20 protein-coding genes and 3 tRNA genes are annotated in these 21323 nt (G+C 69.2%); 14 read left to right on the top strand and 9 right to left on the bottom strand.

The features are described 5' to 3' along the window. Window positions 1–145: 145 nt before the first annotated feature. Window positions 146–949 carry a hypothetical protein gene (locus tag K7W41_RS11195; RefSeq protein WP_224608189.1) on the bottom strand — a complete coding sequence of 268 codons (804 nt, stop codon included), beginning with the start codon at window positions 947–949 and terminating at the stop codon, window positions 146–148. Window positions 950–1180: 231 nt separating this feature from the next. Between K7W41_RS11195 and K7W41_RS23700 the strand changes: the two genes are divergently transcribed. The 5 genes from K7W41_RS23700 (at window position 1181) to K7W41_RS11170 (ending at window position 6771) form a co-directional block, all read left to right on the top strand. Further along, the gene (locus K7W41_RS23700) at window positions 1181–4129 is read left to right on the top strand and encodes a BTAD domain-containing putative transcriptional regulator (RefSeq protein WP_224608186.1); all 2949 of its coding nucleotides are present in this window, start codon (window positions 1181–1183) and stop codon (window positions 4127–4129) included. A gap of 210 nt (window positions 4130–4339) precedes the next feature. After that, a complete protein-coding gene (locus K7W41_RS11185; RefSeq protein ID WP_224608183.1) occupies window positions 4340–4732 on the top strand; it encodes a hypothetical protein in 393 nt (130 codons plus the stop codon). A gap of 140 nt (window positions 4733–4872) precedes the next feature. Next, window positions 4873–5085 (top strand): hypothetical protein, encoded by a 213-nt coding sequence (locus K7W41_RS11180; protein ID WP_224608180.1) that lies wholly within the window; start codon window positions 4873–4875, stop codon window positions 5083–5085. A gap of 52 nt (window positions 5086–5137) precedes the next feature. After that, on the top strand, window positions 5138–5656 hold the full coding sequence (gene coaD / locus K7W41_RS11175; RefSeq protein WP_224608178.1) for a pantetheine-phosphate adenylyltransferase: 519 nt from the start codon (window positions 5138–5140) through the stop codon (window positions 5654–5656). 98 nt (window positions 5657–5754) lie between these two features. Next, the gene (locus K7W41_RS11170) at window positions 5755–6771 is read left to right on the top strand and encodes a DUF6183 family protein (protein ID WP_224608175.1); all 1017 of its coding nucleotides are present in this window, start codon (window positions 5755–5757) and stop codon (window positions 6769–6771) included. A gap of 63 nt (window positions 6772–6834) precedes the next feature. Here the strand turns inward: K7W41_RS11170 and metK are convergent, their stop codons facing one another. Next, window positions 6835–8109: a methionine adenosyltransferase gene (metK, locus tag K7W41_RS11165; protein ID WP_224608172.1), complete on the bottom strand. Its 1275-nt coding sequence runs from the start codon at window positions 8107–8109 to the stop codon at window positions 6835–6837. A gap of 405 nt (window positions 8110–8514) precedes the next feature. Here metK and K7W41_RS11160 point away from each other — a divergent pair, with 405 nt between their 5' ends. From K7W41_RS11160 to argR, 5 genes are all read left to right on the top strand, one after another. After that, window positions 8515–9204 (top strand): winged helix-turn-helix domain-containing protein, encoded by a 690-nt coding sequence (locus K7W41_RS11160; protein WP_221090466.1) that lies wholly within the window; start codon window positions 8515–8517, stop codon window positions 9202–9204. Further along, entirely contained in the window at window positions 9201–10187 is a 987-nt protein-coding gene (locus K7W41_RS11155; protein WP_380057020.1) for a sensor histidine kinase, read from the top strand. Before K7W41_RS11160 ends, K7W41_RS11155 begins: the two co-directional genes overlap by 4 nt. A 120-nt stretch (window positions 10188–10307) precedes the next feature. Further along, the gene (gene phoU / locus K7W41_RS11150) at window positions 10308–10952 is read left to right on the top strand and encodes a phosphate signaling complex protein PhoU (protein ID WP_224608169.1); all 645 of its coding nucleotides are present in this window, start codon (window positions 10308–10310) and stop codon (window positions 10950–10952) included. 206 nt (window positions 10953–11158) lie between these two features. After that, window positions 11159–12415, top strand: coding sequence for a bifunctional phosphopantothenoylcysteine decarboxylase/phosphopantothenate synthase (locus K7W41_RS11145; RefSeq protein ID WP_396115576.1), 1257 nt, complete (start codon window positions 11159–11161; stop codon window positions 12413–12415). A gap of 28 nt (window positions 12416–12443) precedes the next feature. Beyond that, window positions 12444–12914 (top strand): arginine repressor, encoded by a 471-nt coding sequence (gene argR / locus K7W41_RS11140; RefSeq protein ID WP_221090462.1) that lies wholly within the window; start codon window positions 12444–12446, stop codon window positions 12912–12914. A gap of 77 nt (window positions 12915–12991) precedes the next feature. On the opposite strand, the gene K7W41_RS11135 is transcribed toward argR, so the two are convergent. The 6 genes from K7W41_RS11135 to mqnP form a co-directional block, all read right to left on the bottom strand. Next, on the bottom strand, window positions 12992–14656 hold the full coding sequence (locus K7W41_RS11135; RefSeq protein ID WP_224608163.1) for a sensor histidine kinase: 1665 nt from the start codon (window positions 14654–14656) through the stop codon (window positions 12992–12994). A 422-nt stretch (window positions 14657–15078) separates the two neighbouring features. Further along, entirely contained in the window at window positions 15079–15756 is a 678-nt protein-coding gene (locus K7W41_RS11130) for a response regulator transcription factor (RefSeq protein WP_010887388.1), read from the bottom strand. A 45-nt stretch (window positions 15757–15801) separates the two neighbouring features. Further along, a complete protein-coding gene (locus K7W41_RS11125) occupies window positions 15802–16392 on the bottom strand; it encodes an adenylate/guanylate cyclase domain-containing protein (RefSeq protein ID WP_224608159.1) in 591 nt (196 codons plus the stop codon). Window positions 16393–16551: 159 nt separating this feature from the next. Beyond that, a complete protein-coding gene (locus K7W41_RS11120; RefSeq protein ID WP_224608157.1) occupies window positions 16552–16995 on the bottom strand; it encodes a hypothetical protein in 444 nt (147 codons plus the stop codon). A gap of 55 nt (window positions 16996–17050) precedes the next feature. Then, window positions 17051–17350, bottom strand: a complete 300-nt coding sequence (locus K7W41_RS11115) for a hypothetical protein (protein WP_224608154.1) — start codon at window positions 17348–17350, stop codon at window positions 17051–17053. Beyond that, entirely contained in the window at window positions 17332–18219 is an 888-nt protein-coding gene (gene mqnP, locus K7W41_RS11110; protein WP_224608151.1) for a menaquinone biosynthesis prenyltransferase MqnP, read from the bottom strand. Before mqnP ends, K7W41_RS11115 begins: the two co-directional genes overlap by 19 nt. Window positions 18220–18294: 75 nt before the next feature. Here mqnP and K7W41_RS11105 point away from each other — a divergent pair. The 3 genes from K7W41_RS11105 to K7W41_RS11095 all read left to right on the top strand — a co-directional run bounded on the left by K7W41_RS11105 (window position 18295) and on the right by K7W41_RS11095 (window position 18591). Then, a tRNA-Pro gene (locus tag K7W41_RS11105) sits at window positions 18295–18371 on the top strand. 32 nt (window positions 18372–18403) lie between these two features. Next, window positions 18404–18477 (top strand) — tRNA-Gly (locus K7W41_RS11100). Between the two features lie 37 nt (window positions 18478–18514). Beyond that, window positions 18515–18591: transfer RNA gene (locus tag K7W41_RS11095), tRNA-Arg, on the top strand. Window positions 18592–18664: 73 nt separating this feature from the next. Here the strand turns inward: K7W41_RS11095 and K7W41_RS11090 are convergent. Then, a complete protein-coding gene (locus K7W41_RS11090) occupies window positions 18665–19861 on the bottom strand; it encodes a sensor histidine kinase (protein ID WP_224608148.1) in 1197 nt (398 codons plus the stop codon). A gap of 242 nt (window positions 19862–20103) precedes the next feature. Between K7W41_RS11090 and K7W41_RS11085 the strand changes: the two genes are divergently transcribed. Further along, window positions 20104–21216, top strand: coding sequence for a nitric oxide synthase oxygenase (locus tag K7W41_RS11085; protein ID WP_224608145.1), 1113 nt, complete (start codon window positions 20104–20106; stop codon window positions 21214–21216). Window positions 21217–21323 lie beyond the last annotated feature (107 nt).

Here is a 21323-nt window from a genome sequence, read left to right as displayed (position 1 = left end):
GCTGAAGGCTTTCCTGCGGGTCAAGGGGGGCAGCGGCTCACAGCGGGTTCGTCGTTGCCCGGGAGAGCGGCCGGCGGCGCGGGCCCCGTCCCCACAACGAAAAGGGCGGGAAGCCTCAAGCCTCCCGCCCTGTTCTTGATGGGCCTTACAGCGTGGGCGCGCTGTAGGTGCGCTCGGCTTCCATGTGGTAGTAGACGTAGTAGTTCCAGGTGCTCCAGCCCCAGGTGCTGGTCTTGTAGATGCGCTTGGAGCGGTAGATGGCGCCCGGCGAGTCGTAGCGGAAGGTGGTGCCTTCAAAGCCGAACAGACCCAGCACGTCGTCCTTGTCGGCGGACATCGCCGCGTCCAGCACCTTCATGCCGGCATTCAGGGCGCCCGCCGCAATGGCGGCCTTGGCGTTGCCGGTCTGAATCAGCACGTCGCCCGTGGCCTTGGCGGCGTCCATGAACTTGGGGCCCACCGTGGCCCAGTCCTTGCCGGCGTCCTCGTCGTAGGCCACCAGCTGGCCCACGATGTCGGATTCGGGGGGCACCACTTCGTCCAGCACCGTCCAGCTGATGTCGTGGCTCTCGCCGCCCTTGGGGTCGTTGATGTCAAAGGGCGGGGCGACCAGGAAGGGCACGTTCTTCTTGCTGCCGTCGGGCTTGCTCACCACGAGGTCGCCGCCCATGTAGAACTCGTCGGCGCCGGTGATGTCTTCGGTGTCAAAGCCCACCACGCGGTCAATAACCACCCGGACGCGGATGTTCGGGCCGTCGCCGGCCAGTGCGGCGGCCTGCAGCCGGCCAGCGGCGGGGGCCGCCCCGGCTTCGGCAGCGCCGGCTGTCTGGCCCTGGGCCTCGCTGGCCTGGGGCTGGGCGTCAGGGGTTTTCACGGTGGCGGCGCCGCAGGAGGCCAGGGCGAGGGTCAGGGTGGCGGCGGCGAGGGCGGACTTGATGAGGTGTTGCATCTTCTTTCTCCTTGTGCCTTGCGGCGGGGGGTGCGGCTGTGGCCCTGGGGGGCCGCTGCTTGAGAAGGAGTGTGCCGGCCGGGCGGGGAAGCGCCGGGGAAGGGGCCCCAGGGGCAGGCGGGGAAGACCGGGGAAGGCCCCCGGGTGCCTGCCCAGATGAGAAGCGGCTTATACTGACCTGAAGCCGCTTCCTGCTCTTTCTTTCTGCCCTGCACCCCGGAGGCCCCGACCGTGTTTGCCCCGCAGCACGCCATTCCCCGCCCCCTGAAACACGAGCTGCCGCGCGCCGGGCTGCTGGCGCACCTGCACGCCGAGACCGATGTGGCCCTGCTGGCACTGGTGGCCCCCAGCGGCTACGGCAAGACCACCCTGCTGGCCCAGCACGCCCGCCGCGCCGCGCGCCCCCTGGCGTGGCTGACGCTGCGCGAGGCCGACGCCGAACCCCTGGCCCTGGGCGAGGCGCTGGCGGCGGCGCTACAGCAGGCCCTGCCGGGGCTGGCACTGGCGCACTGGACCCAGGCGCGCACCCAGGGCGCCTCGCCCGAAGGCGCGGCCCGCGCCCTGGCCCACGATCTGGCCGGGGCCAGCGCCAACGTGGACGTGGTGCTGGACGGCGCCGATGTGCTGGGTGCCGACAGCGGGCAGTGGCTGGACGCGTGGCTGGACGCCCTGCCCGAAGGCCACCGCCTGCTGCTCTCGGCGCGTGCCGAGCCGCCCCTGGGCCTGGCCCGGCGGGCCGCGCAGGGCCAGGCCCAGCTGCTGGGCGCCGCCGAACTGGCCTTCAGCCCCAACGAAACCCGGGCCTACCTGAGCGCGCGCGGCCACCCCGAGCCCGCCGCCGAGTTGCACGCCCGCCTGGAAGGCTGGCCGGTGGGCGTGGCACTGGTGGCCTCGGGGGCCGCGCCGCACCTCACGCCCGCCGACCTGCTGCGTGACGTGCTGCGCACCCTGCCCCCCACGGTGCGCGCGGCCCTGCCCGAAGCGGCCGTGCTGCCCGTGTGGTCCGAAGGCGCGGCCCAGGCGCTGGGGCTGGCCCTGCCCCCCGGCTGGCTGCGCGAGGTGCGGCGCGTGGGCGTGCCCCTCACCCCGCTGGGCGCCGGCAGCTGGCGGCCCCTGGCGCTGGTGCAGGCCGCCCTGGACGCCGAACTGGCCGCGCAGCCCGAGCGGGCCCAGCCGGTGCACGCCCGCGCCGCCCAGGACGCCCAGGCCTCGGGCGATGGCCTGCGGGCGCTGCGCCACTGGCGGGCCGCCGGGAACCACGCCCAGGCCGCGCGGCTGGCCGAGGAGCTGGTGGCGGTCTACGAGGCCCGCTGGGAATTCCGGCTGGTGCGCGAGGTGCTGGACGGCGGTCCCGCTGGCGGCGGCGGGCCAGCGGAGGCCAGCCGAACGCTGCGCCGCGCGCTGGGGCAGGCCCTGTTCGAAACCGGCGAGGCGGCGCGCGGCGAGGCCCTGCTGCGCGCCCTGTACGCCGAGCATGACACCCCGGAACCCGCCCTGCTGTTCTCGCTGGGCGTGCTGGCGGCGCGCGCCGGGCAGCCGGGGCAGCAACTGGCCTGGGCTGAAGCTGGGCTGCGCGCGGGCCCCAGTGAGTACGACCACACGCGGCTGCTGCGCCTGAAGGCTTCGGCGCAGCTGGCGCTGGGGCAGTTGCAGGCGGGACTGGACACCGCCCTGGAGGCCACCCGCCGCGCCGAGCAGGGGCGCGCGCTGGGCGAACTGGGTGCGGCGCTGACCGTGGCGCAGGCCGCCTACCGCTACCTGGGCCAGCCGGTGGCCTGCGAGCACGCCCTGCGCCGGGCGCTGGACGTGTACGCGGCGCTGGACATGCCTGGGCGCTCGCTGGTGCTGCACAACGATCTGGCCGACCTGCTGCGCACCCAGGGCCGCCTGGGCGAGGCGCTGGGCCTGCTGCGCGCCGCCCTGCCGGTGGCGGCGCGCGAACGCAGCGTGATGGCGGCCTTTCTGCACGAAACGCTGGGCGAGGTGCTGTTCGAGCAGGGCGACTGGGCAGGCTCGGCCGCGCAGGTGCAGGCGGCGCTGGAAGGCTGCGCGGCCTTTGGGCTGGGGGCCCTGCCGCCCCGGCTGTGGCCCAAACTGGCCGAGGTGCGCCTGCGCGCGGGCGACCCCGGCGGCGCCGCCGAGGCCCTGGCCTGGGGCGAACTGTGCCTGGGGGCTGGCGGCCCCGAAGCCGAGTCGGCCTGGGCGCAGAGTGCGGCCCTGCTGGCCCTGGAGGAAGGCGACCTGCCCCGCGCCGAGGCGCAGCTGGCGCGCGTGCTGGCCCTGGCCGCGTCCGACGAAGCGGTGCGCCGCGCCGGGCTGTACGGGCTGGCGGTGCGCCAGCGCCAGGGCACGCTGCTCCCGGGCGACCTGCACACCCTGCCGGCCCTGCTGCGCGGCCTGCCCGGGGTGGACGCCGCCCTGGGGGCCGAACTGGCCCAGCAGCCGGCCACGCCGCTGCCCGCCGCCGCTCCAGCCGGGCCGATCCTGAGCGTGCGCACCTGCGGGGCGCTGGCGGTCAGCGTGGACGGCGAGGCGGTGCCCATGCCGCTCAGCAAGTCTGGCGAACTGCTGGTTTACCTCGCGCTGCATGGCCCCAGCACCCGTGACCAGCTGGTGGACGCCCTGTGGGACGGCTCGGCCGAGCGGCGGCATGTGGAGTACTTCAAGGTGGCCGCCCGGCAGCTGCGCGCCGCCCTTAGCCGCCCCGCCGGGGTCACCTTCAACCCCCTGCCCTTCGAGGGGGGCCGCTACGGCCTGGCCCCAGAATTCGCTCTGGCGGTGGACGTGAGCACCCTGCGCCGCGCCCTGGACGGCGGTGACCCCGAAGCGCTGCAGGCCGCCTTTGCCCCGTTGCAGGGCCCTTTTCTACCCGAGGTGGACACCGAATGGGCCGAACTGCGCCGCGCCGAGTACAGCGGCGACGCCCTGACGGCCGCCCTCACCCTGGGCGAGTGGCTGCGGGCCCGTGAGCCCCGCGCCGCGCTGCCCCTGTACCGGCAGGCCACGGTGCTGGACCCGCTGGCCACCGCCGCGTGGCAGGGGCTGGCCCGCACCCTGCTGGGCCTGGGCGAGCGCACGGCCGCCCAGCAGACTTACGCCCAGTACTGCCGCACGCTGGCCCAGGAACTGGCCGCCGAGCCCGAACTGCCCTTTGACGCCTTCGTGCAGGCCGGGGTCTAGCCATGCCTTCCCCGGTTCTTCCCCGGGCCTGCTGCACCCTAAGGGCAGAACCGGAACGGTGAAGGGGGACCCCTCCACCGTTCCGGGGCGAACAAAGTGAGTATCTGTCAGAGACAGCGGCGGAAGTGGAAGTGAGGGGCCGCCTTTTGGCCCCTGAATGGAACTGGCCGCCGCTGTGATGCAGGTGCCCCGCACCCCAAGGAGACCCCCATGAACCACACGATCCAGACCCAGTTTGAAGCCGCCCTGAACGACCTGCAGCGCCTGCTGGCCCAGATTCCGGACCATACCGGCGTGGCGGGTGTGATCGTGGTCACCCGCACCCCCGAACCCGGCGAGCCGGCCCCCACCCAGCCCGGCTTTGTGGCCCAGACGGGCGCGCTCCCCGGGCGCACCCTGCAGACCCTGGCCGACTGCCTGGGCAGCCGCGAGTGGCACGGCCCCGCCGAGGAGCGCCTCGCCGCGCTGGCGGCCCTGGCCCGCTTTGGCCTGGACCTGAGCCCGCAGCTGATAGGAGGCCGCCCCGAATTGACCTGCGCCAAAGAACAGCTGGGCACCCTGGTGCGCGCACTGCAGACCGTGGGAAAGGCCAGCCGGGCCTGATCCGGCTTCCGAACACTTCCGGCATGCGTGACGGAAGTGTTCCGACCGGAGAGACTCGCAGAGCTGCGGAGCAGAGAGGGAACGGTGACGGCTTGCCGGGAAATGGAGAAACAGCCTGTTCTTCCCTGGCTGTTTCGGAAATGGACAGCATCCGTCTGAATGACGCGGGGCCCCTGCTGGGCCCGGCCGCGCGTCCGCTGCTGCTCACCGTCATCCGGGACCTGCGCCCGGACCTGTCGCCGCTGCGCGTGGCCCAGGCGGTGGACGGGCTGCTGGCCCGCGCCGAACAGACCCGGGACCCCACCGCCCTGTGGCGGGCCGTGCGGGCTGTGCTGCTGGACCTGACCCTCTAGACCCGGCCCGCTGCGCCCTGCTGCCCCCAAATTCCGTTAAGGTGGCAGGGCAATGAACGCCGTCTTTCCCGGCTCCTTCGATCCCATCACGAGCGGACACATGGACGTGCTCACGCGCGCCGCGAAGATCTTCGAGCATGTGACCGTCACGGTGATGCACAACGCGCGCAAGCAGGGCCGTCACCTGTTCACCCTGGAGGAGCGCCTGGCCATTCTGCGGGAGGCCACCGCGCACCTGCCCAACGTCAGCGTGGACACCTTCGGCGGGTTGCTGGTGGACTACATGGCGCAGCAGAAAAAGGGCATCATCATCCGTGGCCTACGGGCGGTGAGCGACTACGAGTACGAACTGCAGATCGCGCACTTAAACCGGCAGATTGGCGAGGTGGAAACGGTGTTCATCATGGCCGCGACCCGCTGGAGCTTTGTCAGTTCCTCGATGGTGCGCGAAATCGCCAGCTACGGCGGCGACATCAGCGAGATGGTGCCGCGCGCCAGCGCCGCCGCCCTGCGCCGCAAGCACGCCGACGTGTACGCCGAACGGGAAGCGGAGCAGGCGGGGCGCAGCTGAACGCCGCAGAAGAACTGTCGGCGTTGGCGCAACAGGCCAAGGCAGTCAATGACCTTAAACCGCTCTACAGGGCGGTCGAACACCTTATTGAGCGCGGTATGACGACCGATGTTGCCTTCCTGCTCAAGGAATACAGCGGTCTCAGCTGGCCTGATCCGCGCGCCTGGATTTACGGGCATCTCTGTAACTATTTGCCCGCAGCGCCCCGCATAGAGATGGCCGAGGTACTGCTGCGCCATACGATCTTCGATGCACCGCCCCTGATCATTCAAAGGCGCGCTGCAGACATGCTCGTCTGGGGACAGCCAGCCGCAGTCGTGGAGCGTTGGATCGAGAAGTACCTTTCTCCTGAGGCACTGTATATGGCAGCCCTTCTGGCACAGACGCTGACGCTCCGAGGAAGGGACACCTCTGCGGCCTCCTGGGCCACCCGTTTACGACAGGCCCTCCAGCAGGCTGGGCATCCTCTGGGGACGTTACCGCTGTTCCTCCATGACATTGAGCGCTCTCTGCCCCAGCGCCACTACAGGTACACCTTTGGCACACTGGGAGGAGAGAGCCTCGCCCGCCCCGGAGTGGGCATCCATAAGCCAGCAACCTTCATAGAAACATGCGCAGAGCCAGTGCGCTTCACACCGCTGGCTCCGCTGGACGGTCTGACCGCCCCATTCGACCTTTGGACCACTGCCTCTAACGGTCAACTGGAGGCCGTGGCGGTCGCCCTTGACGCCCCCATTCCCCAGCTCACGCCACGCCTCCTGGCCGGACTTGGCCTGAGCTCTGTACAGTCCGCCAAAACTGTGCAGCTTTACCCAGCCTCTGTGGAAGAGGTGTTTCTCAATCTGTACCTGGGTGGTTTGGCAGGAGGTGCTTACGGGGGCGAACTGTACAGTGCTGAAGCCCGGTTGGCGGCGTGGCGTTCATTGGGGGCACTGGTGGGTCTCGCTTTCAACGGTGACCTTGAAAGTGTGGCTGAGCCGGGTCGCTGTTGCCAGCTTGCGCTATACGCTGACCCTGGCAGTAATTTTTTCTCTGAGATTTTCGATTTCGCCGTGGCCTGCCTGCGGTCCGACGGCCAAAGTTTGGCGGTCCTCGCCGTCACGGATACCGATTGAAGACGGTTCAAGAAAAGCAGCCGGAGGATTCTACCACCGGCTGCCTTCTCTTTCTCCCCCTCCTTAGCCCTGCGCGGCGACCTTCAGGGCCTCGGCCTTGTGGGTGCTCTCCCAGGGGAATTCCGGGCGGCCAAAGTGCCCATACGCGGCGGTCTGGGCGTAGATGGGGCGGCGCAGGCCCAGTTCGGCAATGATCGCCTGGGGGCGGGCGTCAAAGTGGGCGCGCACCAGGGCCGCGAGCCTCTCATCGCTGACGGTGCCGGTGCCGTAGGTGTCCACGCGCAGGCTCACGGGCGCGGCGCGGCCGATGGCGTAGGCCACCTCCACCAGCGCGCGGCGGGCCAGCCCGGCGGCCACGATGTTCTTGGCGATAAAGCGCGCGTAGTAGGCCCCCGAACGGTCCACCTTCGTGGGGTCCTTGCCGGAAAAGGCCCCGCCGCCGTGCGGCACCGCGCCGCCGTAGGTGTCCACGATGATCTTGCGCCCGGTCAGGCCGGTGTCGCCGTGGGGCCCGCCAATCACAAAGCGACCGGACGGGTTGATGAAATACTTGGTTTCATCGGTCAGCAGCTCGGCCGGAATCACGGCGCGGATCACATGCTCGATCAGGTCGGCGCGGATCTGCGCCTGGGTGACGTCCTCGTGGTGCTGGGTGCTGATCACCACGGTGTCCACCAGGGTCTGGGTGGCCTCGTGCGGCTCGCCGTCGCGCACCACGGTCACCTGGGCCTTGGCGTCGGGGCGCAGATAGCCAAAGTGCAGGGCCTGGGTCTGCGCCTCCGACAGCGCCTCGCCGCGCAGCTGGGCCTCGCGGGCGGCCTGGGCGGCCTTGCGCAGCTCGGCGAGGCGCCGCGTCAGGCGGTGCGAGAGCGAGATCGGCAGCGGCATCAGCTCGGGCGTTTCATCGGTGGCGTAGCCGAACATCAGGCCCTGGTCGCCGGCCCCCACCTCGGAGGCGGCATTCTCGGGGCGGGCGCGCTCCTCTTCAGACATGCCGCGCCACTCTTCACTGTGGTTCACGCCGCCGGCAATTTCCGGGCTCTGCTCGTGCAGGCTGACCAGCACCGCGCTGTACTCGGCGTCAAAGCCGTAGTTCGCGCGGGTGTAGCCCACCTTCATCACGGCGTCACGCACGGTTTTCTGCACGTCCACCCGCGCCGTCTTGGCGGTCACTTCGCCCGCCACCACGGCCATGCCGGTGGTCAGCAGCGTCTCGACCGCCACGCGGCTTTCGGGCTCCTGGCGCAGGAACTCGTCGAGAATGCTGTCCGAGATAAAGTCGGCCAGCTTGTCGGGGTGCCCTTCGGACACCGATTCCGAGGTGTAGTACTTCCGCATATGGCTCCTTGCGTGCCGGGGGGCGTCTCACAGAACCACCTGGAGAGGGATGTCGCTGCGGTCCCGGCCACGGCCGCGCGGCCCGTGGAGGCTGCGCTTGGCCAGAGCAGCGTAACGCACCGGGGGGCAGGCCGGGAAGGACAAGAGGCCGGAGGAGGGGGACAGCGGGGGTGGGGGCAAGCCGGGTGGAGATGGGGCCGTCTTGTGACCGAGACGTCGGGAAAAGGAGGGATTCCACCTTGGCACCCTGCTGCCCCTTGTTCTCAACCTGGCCCCCGCCACATCAGATCACCTCCATCCGTCTTCCCCTCTCAACGCCTCCGCCTTCCCCCTTAGCCTCTTTGACTCTTAGACCCTCTGCCCCCCCTGACATCCGCCTGACGTTGCCCGTCAGAATGGAAACCAATGAGCCACGTCGTTGTCATCGAGGACGAGGGAACGGTGCGCGATGTCCTGCGCTTCCACCTGGAGCGGGCTGGGCTGCGGGTCACGGCCCTGGATTCGGTGGCAGGGGCCGAGGGCGCCCTGGTGGGTGCCGACGCCCTGGTGCTGGACTGGATGCTGCCGGGCGAGAGCGGCCTGAGCTTTCTGCGCCGGGTGCGCGGCAACACCGAACTGCGCAAGCTCCCGGTGCTGATGCTCACCGCCCGGGCCGCCGAGGCCGAGCGGGTTGAGGGCCTGGAATCCGGCGCCGACGACTACCTGACCAAGCCCTTCTCGGCGGCTGAACTGGTGGCCCGGGTGCGCGCCCTGCTGCGCCGCACCCAGCCCGAGGTGCCGCCCCTGATGACCAACGGCCCCCTCAGCGTGGATGTGGGCGCCGCCGAGGCCCGCGTGGGGGGCAAACGCCTGAACCTCACGCGGCGCGAATTTGACCTGCTGGCCTTTCTCACGCAGCACGTGGGCCGGGTCTATTCGCGCACGGAGCTGCTTGACCGCGTGTGGGGCGCCGACTTTCTGGGCGGCGAGCGCACGGTAGACCAGCACATCACGCAGCTGCGCGCCCACCTGGGGGACGACCCCAGCAAGCCCGGCTTTCTGGAAACTGTGCGCGGCAAGGGCTACCGCATGCGCCCCTGGACGGAGGCCCCATGACCGGCACTGACTCTGGCCCGGCCCCCGGTCCAGGCAGCGCCCCAGCCGCCCCGCCCAGTGACCGCTGGATGGACGCGCTGCCCCAGGCGGTGCTGCTGACCCGGGCAGGGCTGGTGACCCGGGTGAACGCCGCGGCTTCGCGCCTGTGGGGGGTGCCCCAGGAACGTGCCCAGGGCCGCCCGGTGCTGGAGGTGGTGCGGCGCCACACCCTGGAAACCCTGCTGGAACGCGGCGGCGAACTGGAACTGGAGGTCTCGGGCCGCACCCTGCGCTGCCAGGCCAGCCGCGACGGCGAGTGCGGCGCCCTGATCGTGGAGGACGTGACCGACCACCGCCGCCGTGAGGCCGAGCTGCGCGAGGCCACCGCCGTGCTGTCCCACGAGTTCCGCACGCCTGTGGCCGCCCTGCGCGGGGTGCTTGAAGCCCTGGAATACGACATGCCGCGCGACCTGTCGCAGAATTTCGTGCGCCAGGGCCTACAGGAGACCGAGCGGCTGGCCCGGCTGGTCGAAGACCTCGCAGTGGGCTTCCGGCCCACCCGGGCGCGCACCCTGCCGCTGACCGAGGCCTTTGCCCGCGCCGAACGCCTGCTCTCGGCCGAACTGGGCGCCCGGCGCGCCAGCCTGCGCTTTGGGCAGGACTTCCTGGTGCGCGCCGACCCCGACAAGCTGCTGCAGGTGCTGCTGAACCTGATTGAAAACGCCCTGAAGTACGGCCCGCCGGGCCAGCCTATTGAGGTGCTGACCTTTGAGCGCGGCACCTGGGTGGAGGTCAGCGTGCTGGACCGGGGCGAGCCAATCCTGGACGCCGAGAGCCTGTTTGGGGCCCACACGCGCGGGCCCAGCGCCACCGGGCAGGGCAGCGGCATGGGGCTGTACATCGTGCGCTCGATTGTGCACGGCTGGGGCGGTCAGGCCTGGGCCGAGCGCCGCGCCGAGGCCAACGCCTTTTGCTTTACGCTGCCTGGGGTGGGCGGGTTGTAATGGGGGGGGCGGCTGACACCGCCCTGACACCCTGCCCGGCGCCCGGGTGCTAACTTCGCTCTCATCAAGGGGCTCCGGGCCTCTGTGTCCCGCTGCCCCGCCCCCTCCCGAGGAGTTCCCATGCGTGAAGCCCTGGAAAACGACCTGCGCGCCGTCCTGAACGGCGCCCTGAACATGCTCGGCACCGTCGAGCGCATGTTGCCCGTGGCGGGCGACGTGCTGCTGCGCGAGAACGTGGAGCGCCTGGGCGAAGTCAAGGCCCTGGACCGCGAGGTGGACGCCCAGGAGGCCCAGATTGAGGCCGAATGCCTGCGGATTATCGCCCTGCACCAGCCGGTGGCGCGCGACCTGCGCATGGTGGCCCTGATCCTGAAAAGCCTCAGTGACATTGAGCGCATGGGCGACTACGTGGTGCACGTGGCCGAAGACGGCGCCGAGCTGGCCCAGGCCCCGGCCCTGAAGCGCTACGTGAACCTGGCCCGGATGCTGGACCGCCTGGGCGAGATGAGCCAGAACCTGCGCACCGCCATTGCCGACCGCGACGTGACCCGCGCCGAGGCCACCGTGCAGATGGACGACGAGGTGGACGACCTGTACGAGCAGATTCAGCGCGAACTGGTCACGTACATGCTCGAAGACCCCCGCAACATCTCCAAGGCCCTGATGCTGATGCGGGTGGGCCGCAGCCTGGAGCGCGTGGGCGACCACATGGAAAACATTGCCGAGCGCGTGCGCTACTGGGTGACCGGCCAGCGCGAAGGGTAAAAGGGCTTTTGGGCCATGGGCTATGGGCCATGAGCTCTGGGGAAAAGGCAAAGGCAGGGGGAATACGTCACGCCCTTGCTGTTGCTGATGGGCTTTTTCCCCATGGCCCAAAGCCCATGGCTCATGGCCTTTCCCCCCTTCCCGCTACACTCTCCCCTGTGAGCAAAGACGCCAAGCCAACCGTGCTGGTCATCGTGGGGGGCTCTATGGCCGCTGTCAAGGCGCCCTCGGTGCTGCGGCGGCTGCGGGAACAGGGCGCGCAGGTGCGGGTGATCGCCACGCGCGCCGCGCTGCACTTCATCACGGAACTGTCGCTGAGCACCGCCGCCGACGGCCCGGTGGGCACCGATGAGCACTGGTGGGGGCCCCGGCCCGACGCCCTGCACCTGGGGTACGCCAAGGTGGACGCGGCGGTGGTGGTGGGCGCCTCGGCCGAACTGCTGGCGGGGGCCGCGCACGGCCACGCGAACGACCTCGCCCTGGCAACGCTGCTCAGCGTGCGCGCGCCGATCCTCTGGGTGCCCGCCATGAACGAGGCGATGTGGACCCACCCGGCGGTGCAGGCCAATGCCGGGCAGCTGCGCGCCTGGGGCCACAGCTTCCTGGGCCCCGAGGTGGGCGCCTTTGGCACGCGCGGCGAGGGGGCCGGCGTGGGACGGATGAGCGAGCCGGAAGATATTGTGGCGGCGGTGATGGGGCTGGTGGGGCAGGCGCAGCCGTCAAGAAGTCAAGAGGTCGAGGGGTCGAGAAGGCCTGACTCGACTCCTCGACCCCTCGACCCCTCGACCCAGGACCTCGCGGGCCGCCGCGTGGTCGTCTCCGCTGGCCCCACCCGCGAATACCTCGACCCCGTGCGCTATATCAGCAACCCCAGCAGCGGCAAGATGGGCTTTGCGGTGGCCGAGGCCGCCCGGGACCGGGGCGCCCAGGTGACGCTGGTGACCGGCCCGGTGAACCTCCTCGACCCCCAGGGCCTGACGGTGGTGCACATTGAATCGGCGCTGGAACTGCGGGGGGCGGTGCTGCAGGCCGCCCAGGACGCCGACCTTGTGGTGATGACGGCTGCCGTGGCCGACTACCGCGCCGCCGCCCCCAGCGGAGAAAAGCAGGCCAAGGTGGCGGGCGACGTCACCCTTCACCTCACGCCCAACCCGGACATTCTGGCGGAACTGGGGCAGAACAAGGGCGGGCGGGTGCTGGTGGGCTTTGCGATGGAAACGCACGCGGGCGTGGAGCGCGCGGCCCAGAAAGCGGCGCGCAAGAACGCCGACTTTATTCTGCTGAATTACCCCACCCAGGCAGGCACGGCCTTTGGCGGCGACGACAACGAGGTGACCCTGGTGCGCCCCGACGGCACCCATGAGGCGTGGCCCCGCATGAGCAAGCGTGAAGTGGCCCAGCGGCTGCTGACGGAAGCCGCCCGCCTCCTGCCGCCCCCCACACCCCAGGCCCCGATTGCATAAAGACGTGAATATTCATAGCATGTGAGGAATGGCAGGGGCGCTCAGCAAGGACCAGCGGCAGAAACGCATTCAGGACATCATCGCGCGCGAAAGCGTGAGCACGCAGGGCGAACTGGTGGAGCGCCTGCGCGCCGAGGGCATCCGGGTCACCCAAGCCACCGTCAGCCGCGACATCAACGAACTGCGGCTGGTGCGCCTGCCCGTGGGCAAGGGCCGCCACCGCTACGCCCTGGCCCAGACCGCAGGCCACACCGGCGCCGAGGAAGAACTCGCCCGCCTCTTTCAGAACTTCGTGCACGATGTGGACCGGGGCGAGAACATGCTGGTGATCCGCACCGCCGAAGGGCACGCCAGCGGCGTGGCCCTGCTGCTCGACCGCGTGCGCCGCGACGACATCGTGGGCACCATCGCCGGCGAGGACACCATCTTCGTCGTGGCCCGCACCACTGCCGACGCCGAGAGCATCATGGAAGAGTTCCACGCGTTGATGCTGGGGTAGTGGGGTGATGGTTGAAAGTTGATGGTTGATAGAGAACTGCTTTTTCCATCAACGATCAACCATCGACCATCTGCCCCCTACGGCACGTCCTCTTCCCCCAGCTCCGGCACGTTGCCGATGGGCAGCTGCACGTGGGCGGTGGTGCCTGCGCCGGGCTCGCTTTCCAGCCAGATGCGCCCGCCGTGGGCGTCCACGATGCCCCGGGCGATGCTCAGGCCCAGGCCGGCGCCGCCCTGGTCGCGGCTACGGCTGTCTTCGAGGCGGTAAAAGCGGTCAAAGAGACGCTCCAGCTGGTCAGCCGGAATGCCGGGGCCGTCATCCTGCACGCTGAGGCGCACCTCGTCGGCCAGGCGGGCGCTGCGCAGGGTAATCGTCTGGGCACCGGCCTTCAGCGCGTTGCTCACCAGATTGATCAGCACCTGTTTCAGGCGGTCGGGGTCGCCTTCAAAGGTCACGTCCTCGCCTTCGGTGCGCAGGGCGGTGCCCTGGGCCTGGGCCAGCGGCGCGAGTTCCTGGGTGATTTCAAACAGGAACAGCGCGGCCAGAATGGGCTCGCGGGTAATCACCAGCGCCCCGCTGTCCGAGCGGGCCAGTTGCAGCAGGCTGGCAATCAGATTGGTCAGCCGCTCGGATTCGCGCTGGATGATGCGCAGGCTCTCGGCCTGTTGCCCGCTGGGGTTGGTGCGGCGCAGCAGGTAGCTGGCGTGCCCGCTGATGGCGGTCACCGGCGTGCGCAGTTCGTGGCTGGCGTCGCTGGTAAAGCGGCGCTGGGCCTCAAAGCTGCCCTCCAGGCGCCCCAGCATGGCGTTCAGGGCCATCGCCAGCGACTCCACCTCGTCGCCCGTGCGCGGGACCGGCACGCGCTCGGTGAGGTTCTGCCCGCCGATGCGCTCGGCGGCGCGCTGCACCCGGCGTAGGGGTTGCAGCGCCTGCCCGGCCAGCGCGTAGGCCCCGGTGCCGGCGGTCAGCAGCCCCGCCAGGAACAGCACCAGCACCACGTTCTGCAGCTGTTCGAGCAACTTCTGCACCGTGCTCAGGTCACGCGCCACGTACACCAAGCTCACGCTCTCGTCGTCGGGGGCGTCCAGGCTGAAGGGGCCCGCCGGGCTGGCGCCGCCCTGTTCCGCTTCCGCCTCACCCTCCTGCGGGGCGGGTGGGCGCAGGGGCCCCAGCACCACCAGCAGCCGCATGAGCACCGGCTGGCTGTTGGCCGGCACAGAGACCATGCGGTTTAGGGTCAGGCGGCCATCGGGCGAGTTGATCAGCCGCTCCAGTTCACTGTCTGACAACCCAATGGGCTGATCGACATTCACGGCCAGCGAGCGGCGGCTGCTGTCGCGCAGCGCCGCCAGATTGCGGAACAACTGCGCCCTGTCCTCCGGGGTCTGGGCACTGGCCAGGGCGTCAATCAGCGACTGGCGCGTGTACACATACAGGTCTTCGACCGCCAGACTGGAATCCGAAAAGTAATACCGGGCCAGCAGCTTGGCCTGCCCAATGTCGGAAGTGCCGTACTGCCCCCCCCCGGCACGCTGCTCGCGGTCCAGCGGCAGGCGGGGTTCGCCCGGCGCCAGCGGCTTGGCAATGTACGAGACAAACTGCTTGTACGTCACGTCCAGTTCGCGGTCCAGACCACCCATCAGGTTGGCGCGCATCAGGTACAAGGTGATGAACCCCACGCCCGTCAGCAGACAGGCCAGCAACGCTGTGTAAAACAGGGTCAGGCGCCAGCGCAGGGTCATGCGCGGCTCCGGGGGGGGGCGGCACTCATGGGCTGCAGTGTAGCGGCGCCCGCCATGAGATCCGGTACGGTTGAGACGACTTCCGAACCATTGCGTGCCGTGTTCCGGGGTTTTTCCGACCGAAGGGACGCGCAGCGCTGCGCCGCAGAGAAGGAAAAAGAACGAACTTCCGGGCATGGGGCTGGCACAGCGCAGAGGGCATGGACCATCCACGAAAGAACTGGCTGGTCCGGAAAGGGCCGGAATTCGTTTGAGGCACTGCAGGGACAGGACATGGCGCGGGCTCCCTCCCGTTCAGCCCGGGAAGCCCGCCGCCCCATCGTCAAGAGGTCGGGGCAACAAGGACACCCACCTCGACCCCTCGACCTTCCCTCCTGCCCCACGGCGACTCGCGCGCCTGTGCGCCCACGCCGCCAGTGCGCTTACTCCTCGCGCAGCACGTAGCCCACGCCGCGCACGGTGTGAATCAGGCGCCGCTCGCCGCCCTCTTCCAGCTTGCGCCGCAGGTAGCCAATGTAGACGTCCACCACGTTGCTGCCGCCGGTGTACTCGGGCCAGACCTTTTCCTCAATTTCAAAGCGGGAAAAGACCTTGCCGGGGTTGCGGGCCAGCAGTTCCAGCAGCTCAAATTCCTTGGCCGAGAGTTCCACGCGGCGCCCACCCCGGAAAATCTCGCGGCCGTCCAGGTTCATCACCAGATCGGCCACGCGCACCTCGCCGGTCACGGCCGGGTTCACGCGCCGCAGGTGGGCCCGCACCCGCGCCAGCAACTCTTCAATGGAAAACGGCTTGATTAGGTAGTCGTCGGCGCCGGAATCCAGGCCCTCCACCTTGTCCTGAATGCCGTCCTTGGCCGTCAGGATGATGATGGGGGTGTTGCTCGTTTTGCGAATGCGCCGGGCCACTTCCAGGCCGTCAAGCACCGGCAGCATGAGATCCAGAATGACAAGGTCGGGGTTGACTTCACGGAATTTCGAAAGGCCGGTCACACCATCAAAAGCCACTTCGGTGGCGTAGCCTTCGGCTGCCAGTTCGAGTTCGATAAACCGCGCAATATCCTTTTCGTCCTCGATGACCAGCACCAGTGGCTTGCGTTCCATGCGGCCAGTCTAGGGAGCGTTCTCATGAGAAGCCCCGCCGCGTGCTTAATCAACTTTCATGCGCGCCTCGGCAGGCGTTTCGGGGAGCAGGTGGTGCGCCATGCAGTCACTGCCAAAGCCTTGCAGCGCCAGCGGCGCACAGGGCCACGTGAGGTGTTCAGGCAGGCGGCGGCGCACCTCGTCGCAGATGAGGGTTTCGCCGGCCCGCGCGGCGTCGCACAGGCGCTTGGCGTAATTCACAGGCAGGCCGTAAGCGCTGAGCTGCCCGCCCACCATGCCCATCAGCACCGGGCCCACCGAAACGCCGGCGCGCAGCTGCAGTGTCTGGCCCAGCTGCGCGGCCAGCTGCAGGCGGGCCGCGCGGCCGTGGGCGTCATGGGCCGCCGCACAGGCCTGGGCCGCGTGCTGCGCGGGCCACCACGCCAGCACCGCGTCCCCCTGGTGCTGCAGCACCTGGCCGCCGCGCGCCTCAAAACTCAGGACCATCAGCTGCACAAAGTCCTGCATGAGGGCCATGTAATTGGGCAATGACAGGGTCTGGGCCATGGCCGTGCTCCCCACCAGGTCCACCAGCACGAAGCAGGCAGAAACGGTGTCGTCCTGGGGACCGGGGAGGGGCAGCAGAAGGTCAGCCATAAGCAAGCGGCCCTCATCATGCCTGAAGATGAGCAGAAAAGAAAGATCAAATTAAATCAACATCAAAGTGTCCAGGATATACAAAACCTCACATCTTGTTCTGGGACAGGGCGCTTCACAGGGCTCCTCCATGCCGCCTTCAGGGTGTGGCGGCCACTCCTAGGCGGGCCCCACCAGAAAGCCGTGCAACGGCGGCTGGGTGCGAAAGGCCAGCAGGTCGCCCGGGTGCGCCGTCAGCGGGGCGCCCAGCGTGGCCAGCACCAGCGGCAGGCGCGCCTGCACCACCAGCACGCCGCGCTCGGCGGCCAGCACCCGGCCACGCCCTTCCACGGCCGACACCCCCACCACCTGCAGGGTTTCGGCCGAATCCTCAGCGGCGGCCAGCACCCGGGTGGCCTCTGGATCCAGCACGCCATGCACCACCACCTGGGCAGGGCCAGGGCGCGTGGCGTAGGGCCCGCTGCGGTCAAAGAGGTACAACACCCGCCCGCCCGCCGCAAATTCCAGCAGTGGGCTGCCCTCGCGCTGGGGGTACAGCACGCCGCTGGCCGCGTGGGGCGCAAACCGCGCCGTGAATTCCCGCTCTGACGTCTCCAGGGTCACGCGCGCGCTCCCTGGCGTGGGCTCCACCATCTCCAAGCAAATGCTGCTGGCCGCTTTACCATTCCCGCGATTCTAGCGAAGTCGCCTGCACCAGCCAGCCCAGATCCGGCCGCGCGGCGCCCGCTGCGTCCAGCACGGCGTCGGCCCGTTCCAGGGCAAAGGTGCCTTCCACCTCGCGCTGCACATGAATGAGTACCAGACCGTACAGCCGCTCCAGTTGCGCCCACGCCACCGAACCCGGCGGCTGGGCGTCGCGGGCGCGGGCCAGCAGGGTGGCCGCGCGGCGCTCGTCGCCCCCCGCAAAAGCGGCAGCGGCCCCTGGAGGCAGGCTCACCTTCAGGTCAGGGTGCGCCACGTCACGTCCACCACCACGCCCGCCAGCATGGTCAGGGCCAGCCACATGTTCGCGTCGAAGAACGCCACGTTCACCCGCGCCAGATCGTTGGGGTTCACAATCCGGTGCTCGAACAGCAGAATGCCGCCCATCACACACGCCGCAAGGTAGTACCAGCCACTGGCGTCCGTGACCCAGCCCACCAGCAGCAGCAGGGCAAAGGTGAGCGCGTGGCTGAGGGCGGCAATCCGTAGGGCGCGCGGAATTCCGAAGCGCGCCGGAATGCTGCGGATACCGTTGGCGACGTCAAAGTCGCGGTCCATGGTGGCGTAAATCACGTCCAGGCCGATCATCCAGAAGATCACCACCGCCCACAGCACCCAGGCGGGCGGCGCAAACTCACCCGTGACCGCAATCCAGCCGCCCGCCGCCGCCGCGCCGTCGGTGATGCCCAGCCACGCGTGGCACAGCCATGTAAAGCGCTTGGTGTAGGGGTAGCCGATCAGGAACACCACGGCCAGCGGCATGAGGGCCAGACACAGCGGATTCAGTTGCGCAGCGGCAAAGGCCATGATCACAAGGCTGACCAACACCAGCGCCCAGGCCTGGGCTGGCCTGACCTTGCCACTGGGCACCTCGCGGCCGGCGGTGCGGGGGTTGCGGGCGTCAATGTAGCGGTCAATCACCCGGTTGGCGCCCATCGCCGCCGTGCGCGCCGAGGCCATGGCCACCGTGACCCACAGCAGCACCTCCCAGCCCGGCCAGCCGGTGCCGCGCGTCTGCATGCTGGCCAGCAACATGCCCGCGTAGGCGAAGGGCAGGGCGAACACGGTGTGCTCGAACTTCACCAGGTCCAGGTAGGTTTTCACGCGGGCCACGCCTTCACTCACGACCACGCAGCATAGCGCCTGCACGGGGGGCACAGACTTTGCTATAGTGCGCGGGCGCGCGTACGTGGGCTCTATCGAGGCGTAGCGCAGGCCGGTAGCGCACTTGGTTTGGGACCAAGGGGTCGCAGGTTCGAATCCTGTCGCCTCGACCATAGAGTTCGCCCCCTGACGCGCGCACCCCCCAGCGGGATTGGTGTAGTGGTAGCACAGCAGCCTTCCAAGCTTCTGGCCTCGGTTCGAATCCGTGATCCCGCTCCAGAACAGAGGGCTCCCCGCGCGGGAGCCTTCACCGTCTGCGCCCTTAGCTCAGTTGGATAGAGCAACCGCCTTCTAAGCGGTCGGTCGGAGGTTCGAGTCCTCCAGGGCGCGCCAGAAGAACCCCCCAGCTCCGGCCGGGGGGTTCCGCGCTTGGAGAAACGAGTTCCAGTGCCAGCATCCGCCCACCTCAGTCCAGCACGCGCGGCACCTTGGGCCAGGCGAACCAGAAGGTCGCGCCCTGGTCCACCTTGCCCTCGGCCCAGGCACGCGCCCCAAAGCGCTGGCAGCAGCGGCTGACGGTCATCAGGCCCACGCCGGTGCCCTCAAAGGTCTGCGAGGAGTGCAAGCGGCCAAAGAGCTGAAACAGCTTGTCCTTCTGGCGCATGTTGAACCCGGCGCCGTTGTCCTGCACGCCGATGAAGTATTCGCCATCCTGTTCCTGCACCACCACGTGAATGCGCGCCTGCTCGCGCTGCTTGGTGAACTTCACCGCGTTGGCAAGATACTCGTCCAGAATCAGGAACAGCGCCCGGGCGTCGGCCTGCACGGTGGGCAGGGGATCGGCCGTGATCCGCACGTCCCGGTCCAGCAGCGAGGGCTGCAGCTTCTTGAGGACCTCCTGCAGCACGGTGTTCAGATTGACCGTGTGCAGGCGAATCCGCATATCGCGCATGCGCAGATAGCGCTCAATGGAGGCGGCAAGGGCCAGCAACTGCTGCACCGCCTGCTCGGCGGCGGCCAGGGGGGTGCTGCCCACGGGCGGCTCCTGCGCCGTGCGCCGCGCCAGCGCCAGAAAGTTCAGCGCGCGCGCCAGGGGCAGGTGCAGTTCCTTCAAAAAGACCTTCATCACCTGCCCCAGTTCTTGGTTCAGCAGCCGCATCCGGGTGGCGTGGGCCTCTATGCGCTCCTGCTGATCAGCCACCTCGTCCAGCAGCTGGGCGTGCGCCCGCTTGTAGGCGGTGATCTCGGTCAGGACCACCCGGAACTGCCAGGCCGCATCGGCCGGCGACGGATTGGCAGGCGTCTGGGCATTCACCTCCAGCAGCACGTCCAGGGGGGTGTCGTCGGGCTGCAGCACCTGCACCTCGCCCCAGTGCCGCAGGCCGCTGCGGGCCGCCTGGGCCAGCAGGGCCTCCAGCGACCCCTGCGAGGCCGGCACCAGGAACTGGGCCAGTGGCCGCTCCAGCAGCGCCCCGGGGGCCCGGTTCAGCAGGCCACACGCCACCGCGTTGACATACTGAATCCGGCCCTGCGCGCCCAGCAGCAGGTAGGGCGTGGGGGCTTCGGCAAACAGGGCCCGGGCCGCCTGCTGGGCGGTCTGGACCTCGGCCTCCAGGGCCTGGACGCGCTGTTGCAGGGCCAGCACCTCGGTGTGGTCCGTCATGGTTGCCACCCCAGTGTGTGCCCCAGCCTGATCTCGTGCTTTTCCATGCGCCCTTCCACGCTACCGGAGTGCGGCCACCGCTGCCGACTTCCCTAAGAAGAGATAACGCCGCTGAGGCCCCAGGGCGGCGCCTGCGCTTTATCCAGGGGCGAGCGGTCCTGACGCTGTCCCAGGGGAAGCCAGGCCCCTTGCCCTGCCCCTCAGGGACATTTTCGGCCCCCGTGGCGGGCAGCATGGTCAGGATGCCTGCGCCCCGCCTGCCCGATGCCGCCCCCCCGCATGAGCTGCAGGAGGCACTGGCCTTTCTGGAGGCGTATCACGCGGAAACTGGGGCCCCTGGCCTGGCCCAGCGCCGCCAGGAGGTACTGCGCGGCGGCCACCTGACCCTCAGCAGCGCCGAGCTGACCCACGGCGCGCGCATGGCGTGGCGCCACAGCACCCGCTGCGTGGGGCGGCTGCCCTGGGCCAGCCTGCAGGTGCGGGACCTGCGGCAGGTGACGGCGGCCCCAGAGGTGTTTGCCCACCTGTGTGACCATCTGCGCGCGGCGCTGAATGGCGGGCGGATTCTGCCGATCCTCAGCGTGTTTGGGCCCGGCGTGCGCCTCCACAACGACCAGCTCATCCGCTACGCCGGCTACCGCCAGCCCGACGGGACGGTGCGGGGCGATCCGCAGAACGTGGCCCTGACCGGGCACCTGCAGCGCCTGGGGTGGGCCGGGGGGCCGGGTACGCCCTTTGACGTGCTGCCCCTGGCGATAGAGACGCAGGGGCAGGTGACGCTGTTCGAGTTGCCCGCAGACGCGGTGTATGAGGTGCCCATCACCCACCCCGATTGCCCAGGCCTTGGCGCCCTGGGGCTGCGCTGGCACGCCCTGCCAGTGATCAGCAATATGACGCTGGAAGTGGCGGGCCAGGCCTTCGCCTGCGCCCCCTTTAACGGCTGGTATCTGCAGACCGAAATCGCCGCGCGCAATCTGGCCGATGAAGGGCGCTACAACCTGCTGCCCGCTGTGGCACAGGCACTGGGGCTCGACACCAGCCGGCGCCGCTCGCTGTGGCTGGACCGCGCCCTGGTGGAACTGAATGTGGCCGTGCTGCACTCCTTCGACGCGGCAGGCGTGCGCATCGCTGACCACCACAGCGTCACGCGGCAGTTCCAGCACTTTGTGGAGCTGGAAGCGCAGGCGGGGCGTACCGCCACTGGCCGCTGGTCGTGGCTCATTCCGCCGCTCTCGCCTGCCACCACCCCGGTCTGGCATGAACAGTACGACGATACAGAGCTAAAACCGAACTTCGTGGTGCAGCGGCCCGCGTGGCGGGAACAGCGAAGTGCCTGCCCCTTTCTTGGCAAATGAGGAAGGGAAAACAGTCACGCCGCCAGCAGGCAGCAACAAGAAAGCGCCCCGGAGTCATAAGCTCCGGGGCGCTGTTGAACGCATCTGGTTTGATAGACGTGACCTGT

Source organism: Deinococcus multiflagellatus, from assembly GCF_020166415.1.
GTDB lineage: Bacteria > Deinococcota > Deinococci > Deinococcales > Deinococcaceae > Deinococcus > Deinococcus multiflagellatus.
Note: the sequence above shows the minus strand (reverse complement) of the source record. Positions and strands in the feature narration are given on the sequence as shown.

What these genes read in the sequence shown, in the direction of transcription:
- argR (WP_221090462.1), top strand. Translation starts at nt 12,444, where the DNA reads ATGGCAGGGGCGCTCAGCAAGGACCAGCGGCAGAAACGCATTCAGGAC.
- K7W41_RS11125 (WP_224608159.1), bottom strand. Translation starts at nt 16,392, where the DNA reads ATGGCTGACCTTCTGCTGCCCCTCCCCGGTCCCCAGGACGACACCGTT.
- K7W41_RS11160 (WP_221090466.1), top strand. Translation starts at nt 8,515, where the DNA reads ATGAGCCACGTCGTTGTCATCGAGGACGAGGGAACGGTGCGCGATGTC.
- metK (WP_224608172.1), bottom strand. Translation starts at nt 8,109, where the DNA reads ATGCGGAAGTACTACACCTCGGAATCGGTGTCCGAAGGGCACCCCGAC.
- K7W41_RS11130 (WP_010887388.1), bottom strand. Translation starts at nt 15,756, where the DNA reads ATGGAACGCAAGCCACTGGTGCTGGTCATCGAGGACGAAAAGGATATT.
- K7W41_RS11145 (WP_396115576.1), top strand. Translation starts at nt 11,159, where the DNA reads ATGGCCGCTGTCAAGGCGCCCTCGGTGCTGCGGCGGCTGCGGGAACAG.
- K7W41_RS11185 (WP_224608183.1), top strand. Translation starts at nt 4,340, where the DNA reads ATGAACCACACGATCCAGACCCAGTTTGAAGCCGCCCTGAACGACCTG.
- K7W41_RS11195 (WP_224608189.1), bottom strand. Translation starts at nt 949, where the DNA reads ATGCAACACCTCATCAAGTCCGCCCTCGCCGCCGCCACCCTGACCCTC.
- K7W41_RS11170 (WP_224608175.1), top strand. Translation starts at nt 5,755, where the DNA reads ATGACGACCGATGTTGCCTTCCTGCTCAAGGAATACAGCGGTCTCAGC.
- K7W41_RS11135 (WP_224608163.1), bottom strand. Translation starts at nt 14,656, where the DNA reads ATGACCCTGCGCTGGCGCCTGACCCTGTTTTACACAGCGTTGCTGGCC.
- coaD (WP_224608178.1), top strand. Translation starts at nt 5,138, where the DNA reads ATGAACGCCGTCTTTCCCGGCTCCTTCGATCCCATCACGAGCGGACAC.
- phoU (WP_224608169.1), top strand. Translation starts at nt 10,308, where the DNA reads ATGCGTGAAGCCCTGGAAAACGACCTGCGCGCCGTCCTGAACGGCGCC.
- K7W41_RS11085 (WP_224608145.1), top strand. Translation starts at nt 20,104, where the DNA reads ATGCCTGCGCCCCGCCTGCCCGATGCCGCCCCCCCGCATGAGCTGCAG.
- K7W41_RS11155 (WP_380057020.1), top strand. Translation starts at nt 9,201, where the DNA reads ATGACCGGCACTGACTCTGGCCCGGCCCCCGGTCCAGGCAGCGCCCCA.
- K7W41_RS11090 (WP_224608148.1), bottom strand. Translation starts at nt 19,861, where the DNA reads ATGACGGACCACACCGAGGTGCTGGCCCTGCAACAGCGCGTCCAGGCC.
- K7W41_RS11180 (WP_224608180.1), top strand. Translation starts at nt 4,873, where the DNA reads ATGGACAGCATCCGTCTGAATGACGCGGGGCCCCTGCTGGGCCCGGCC.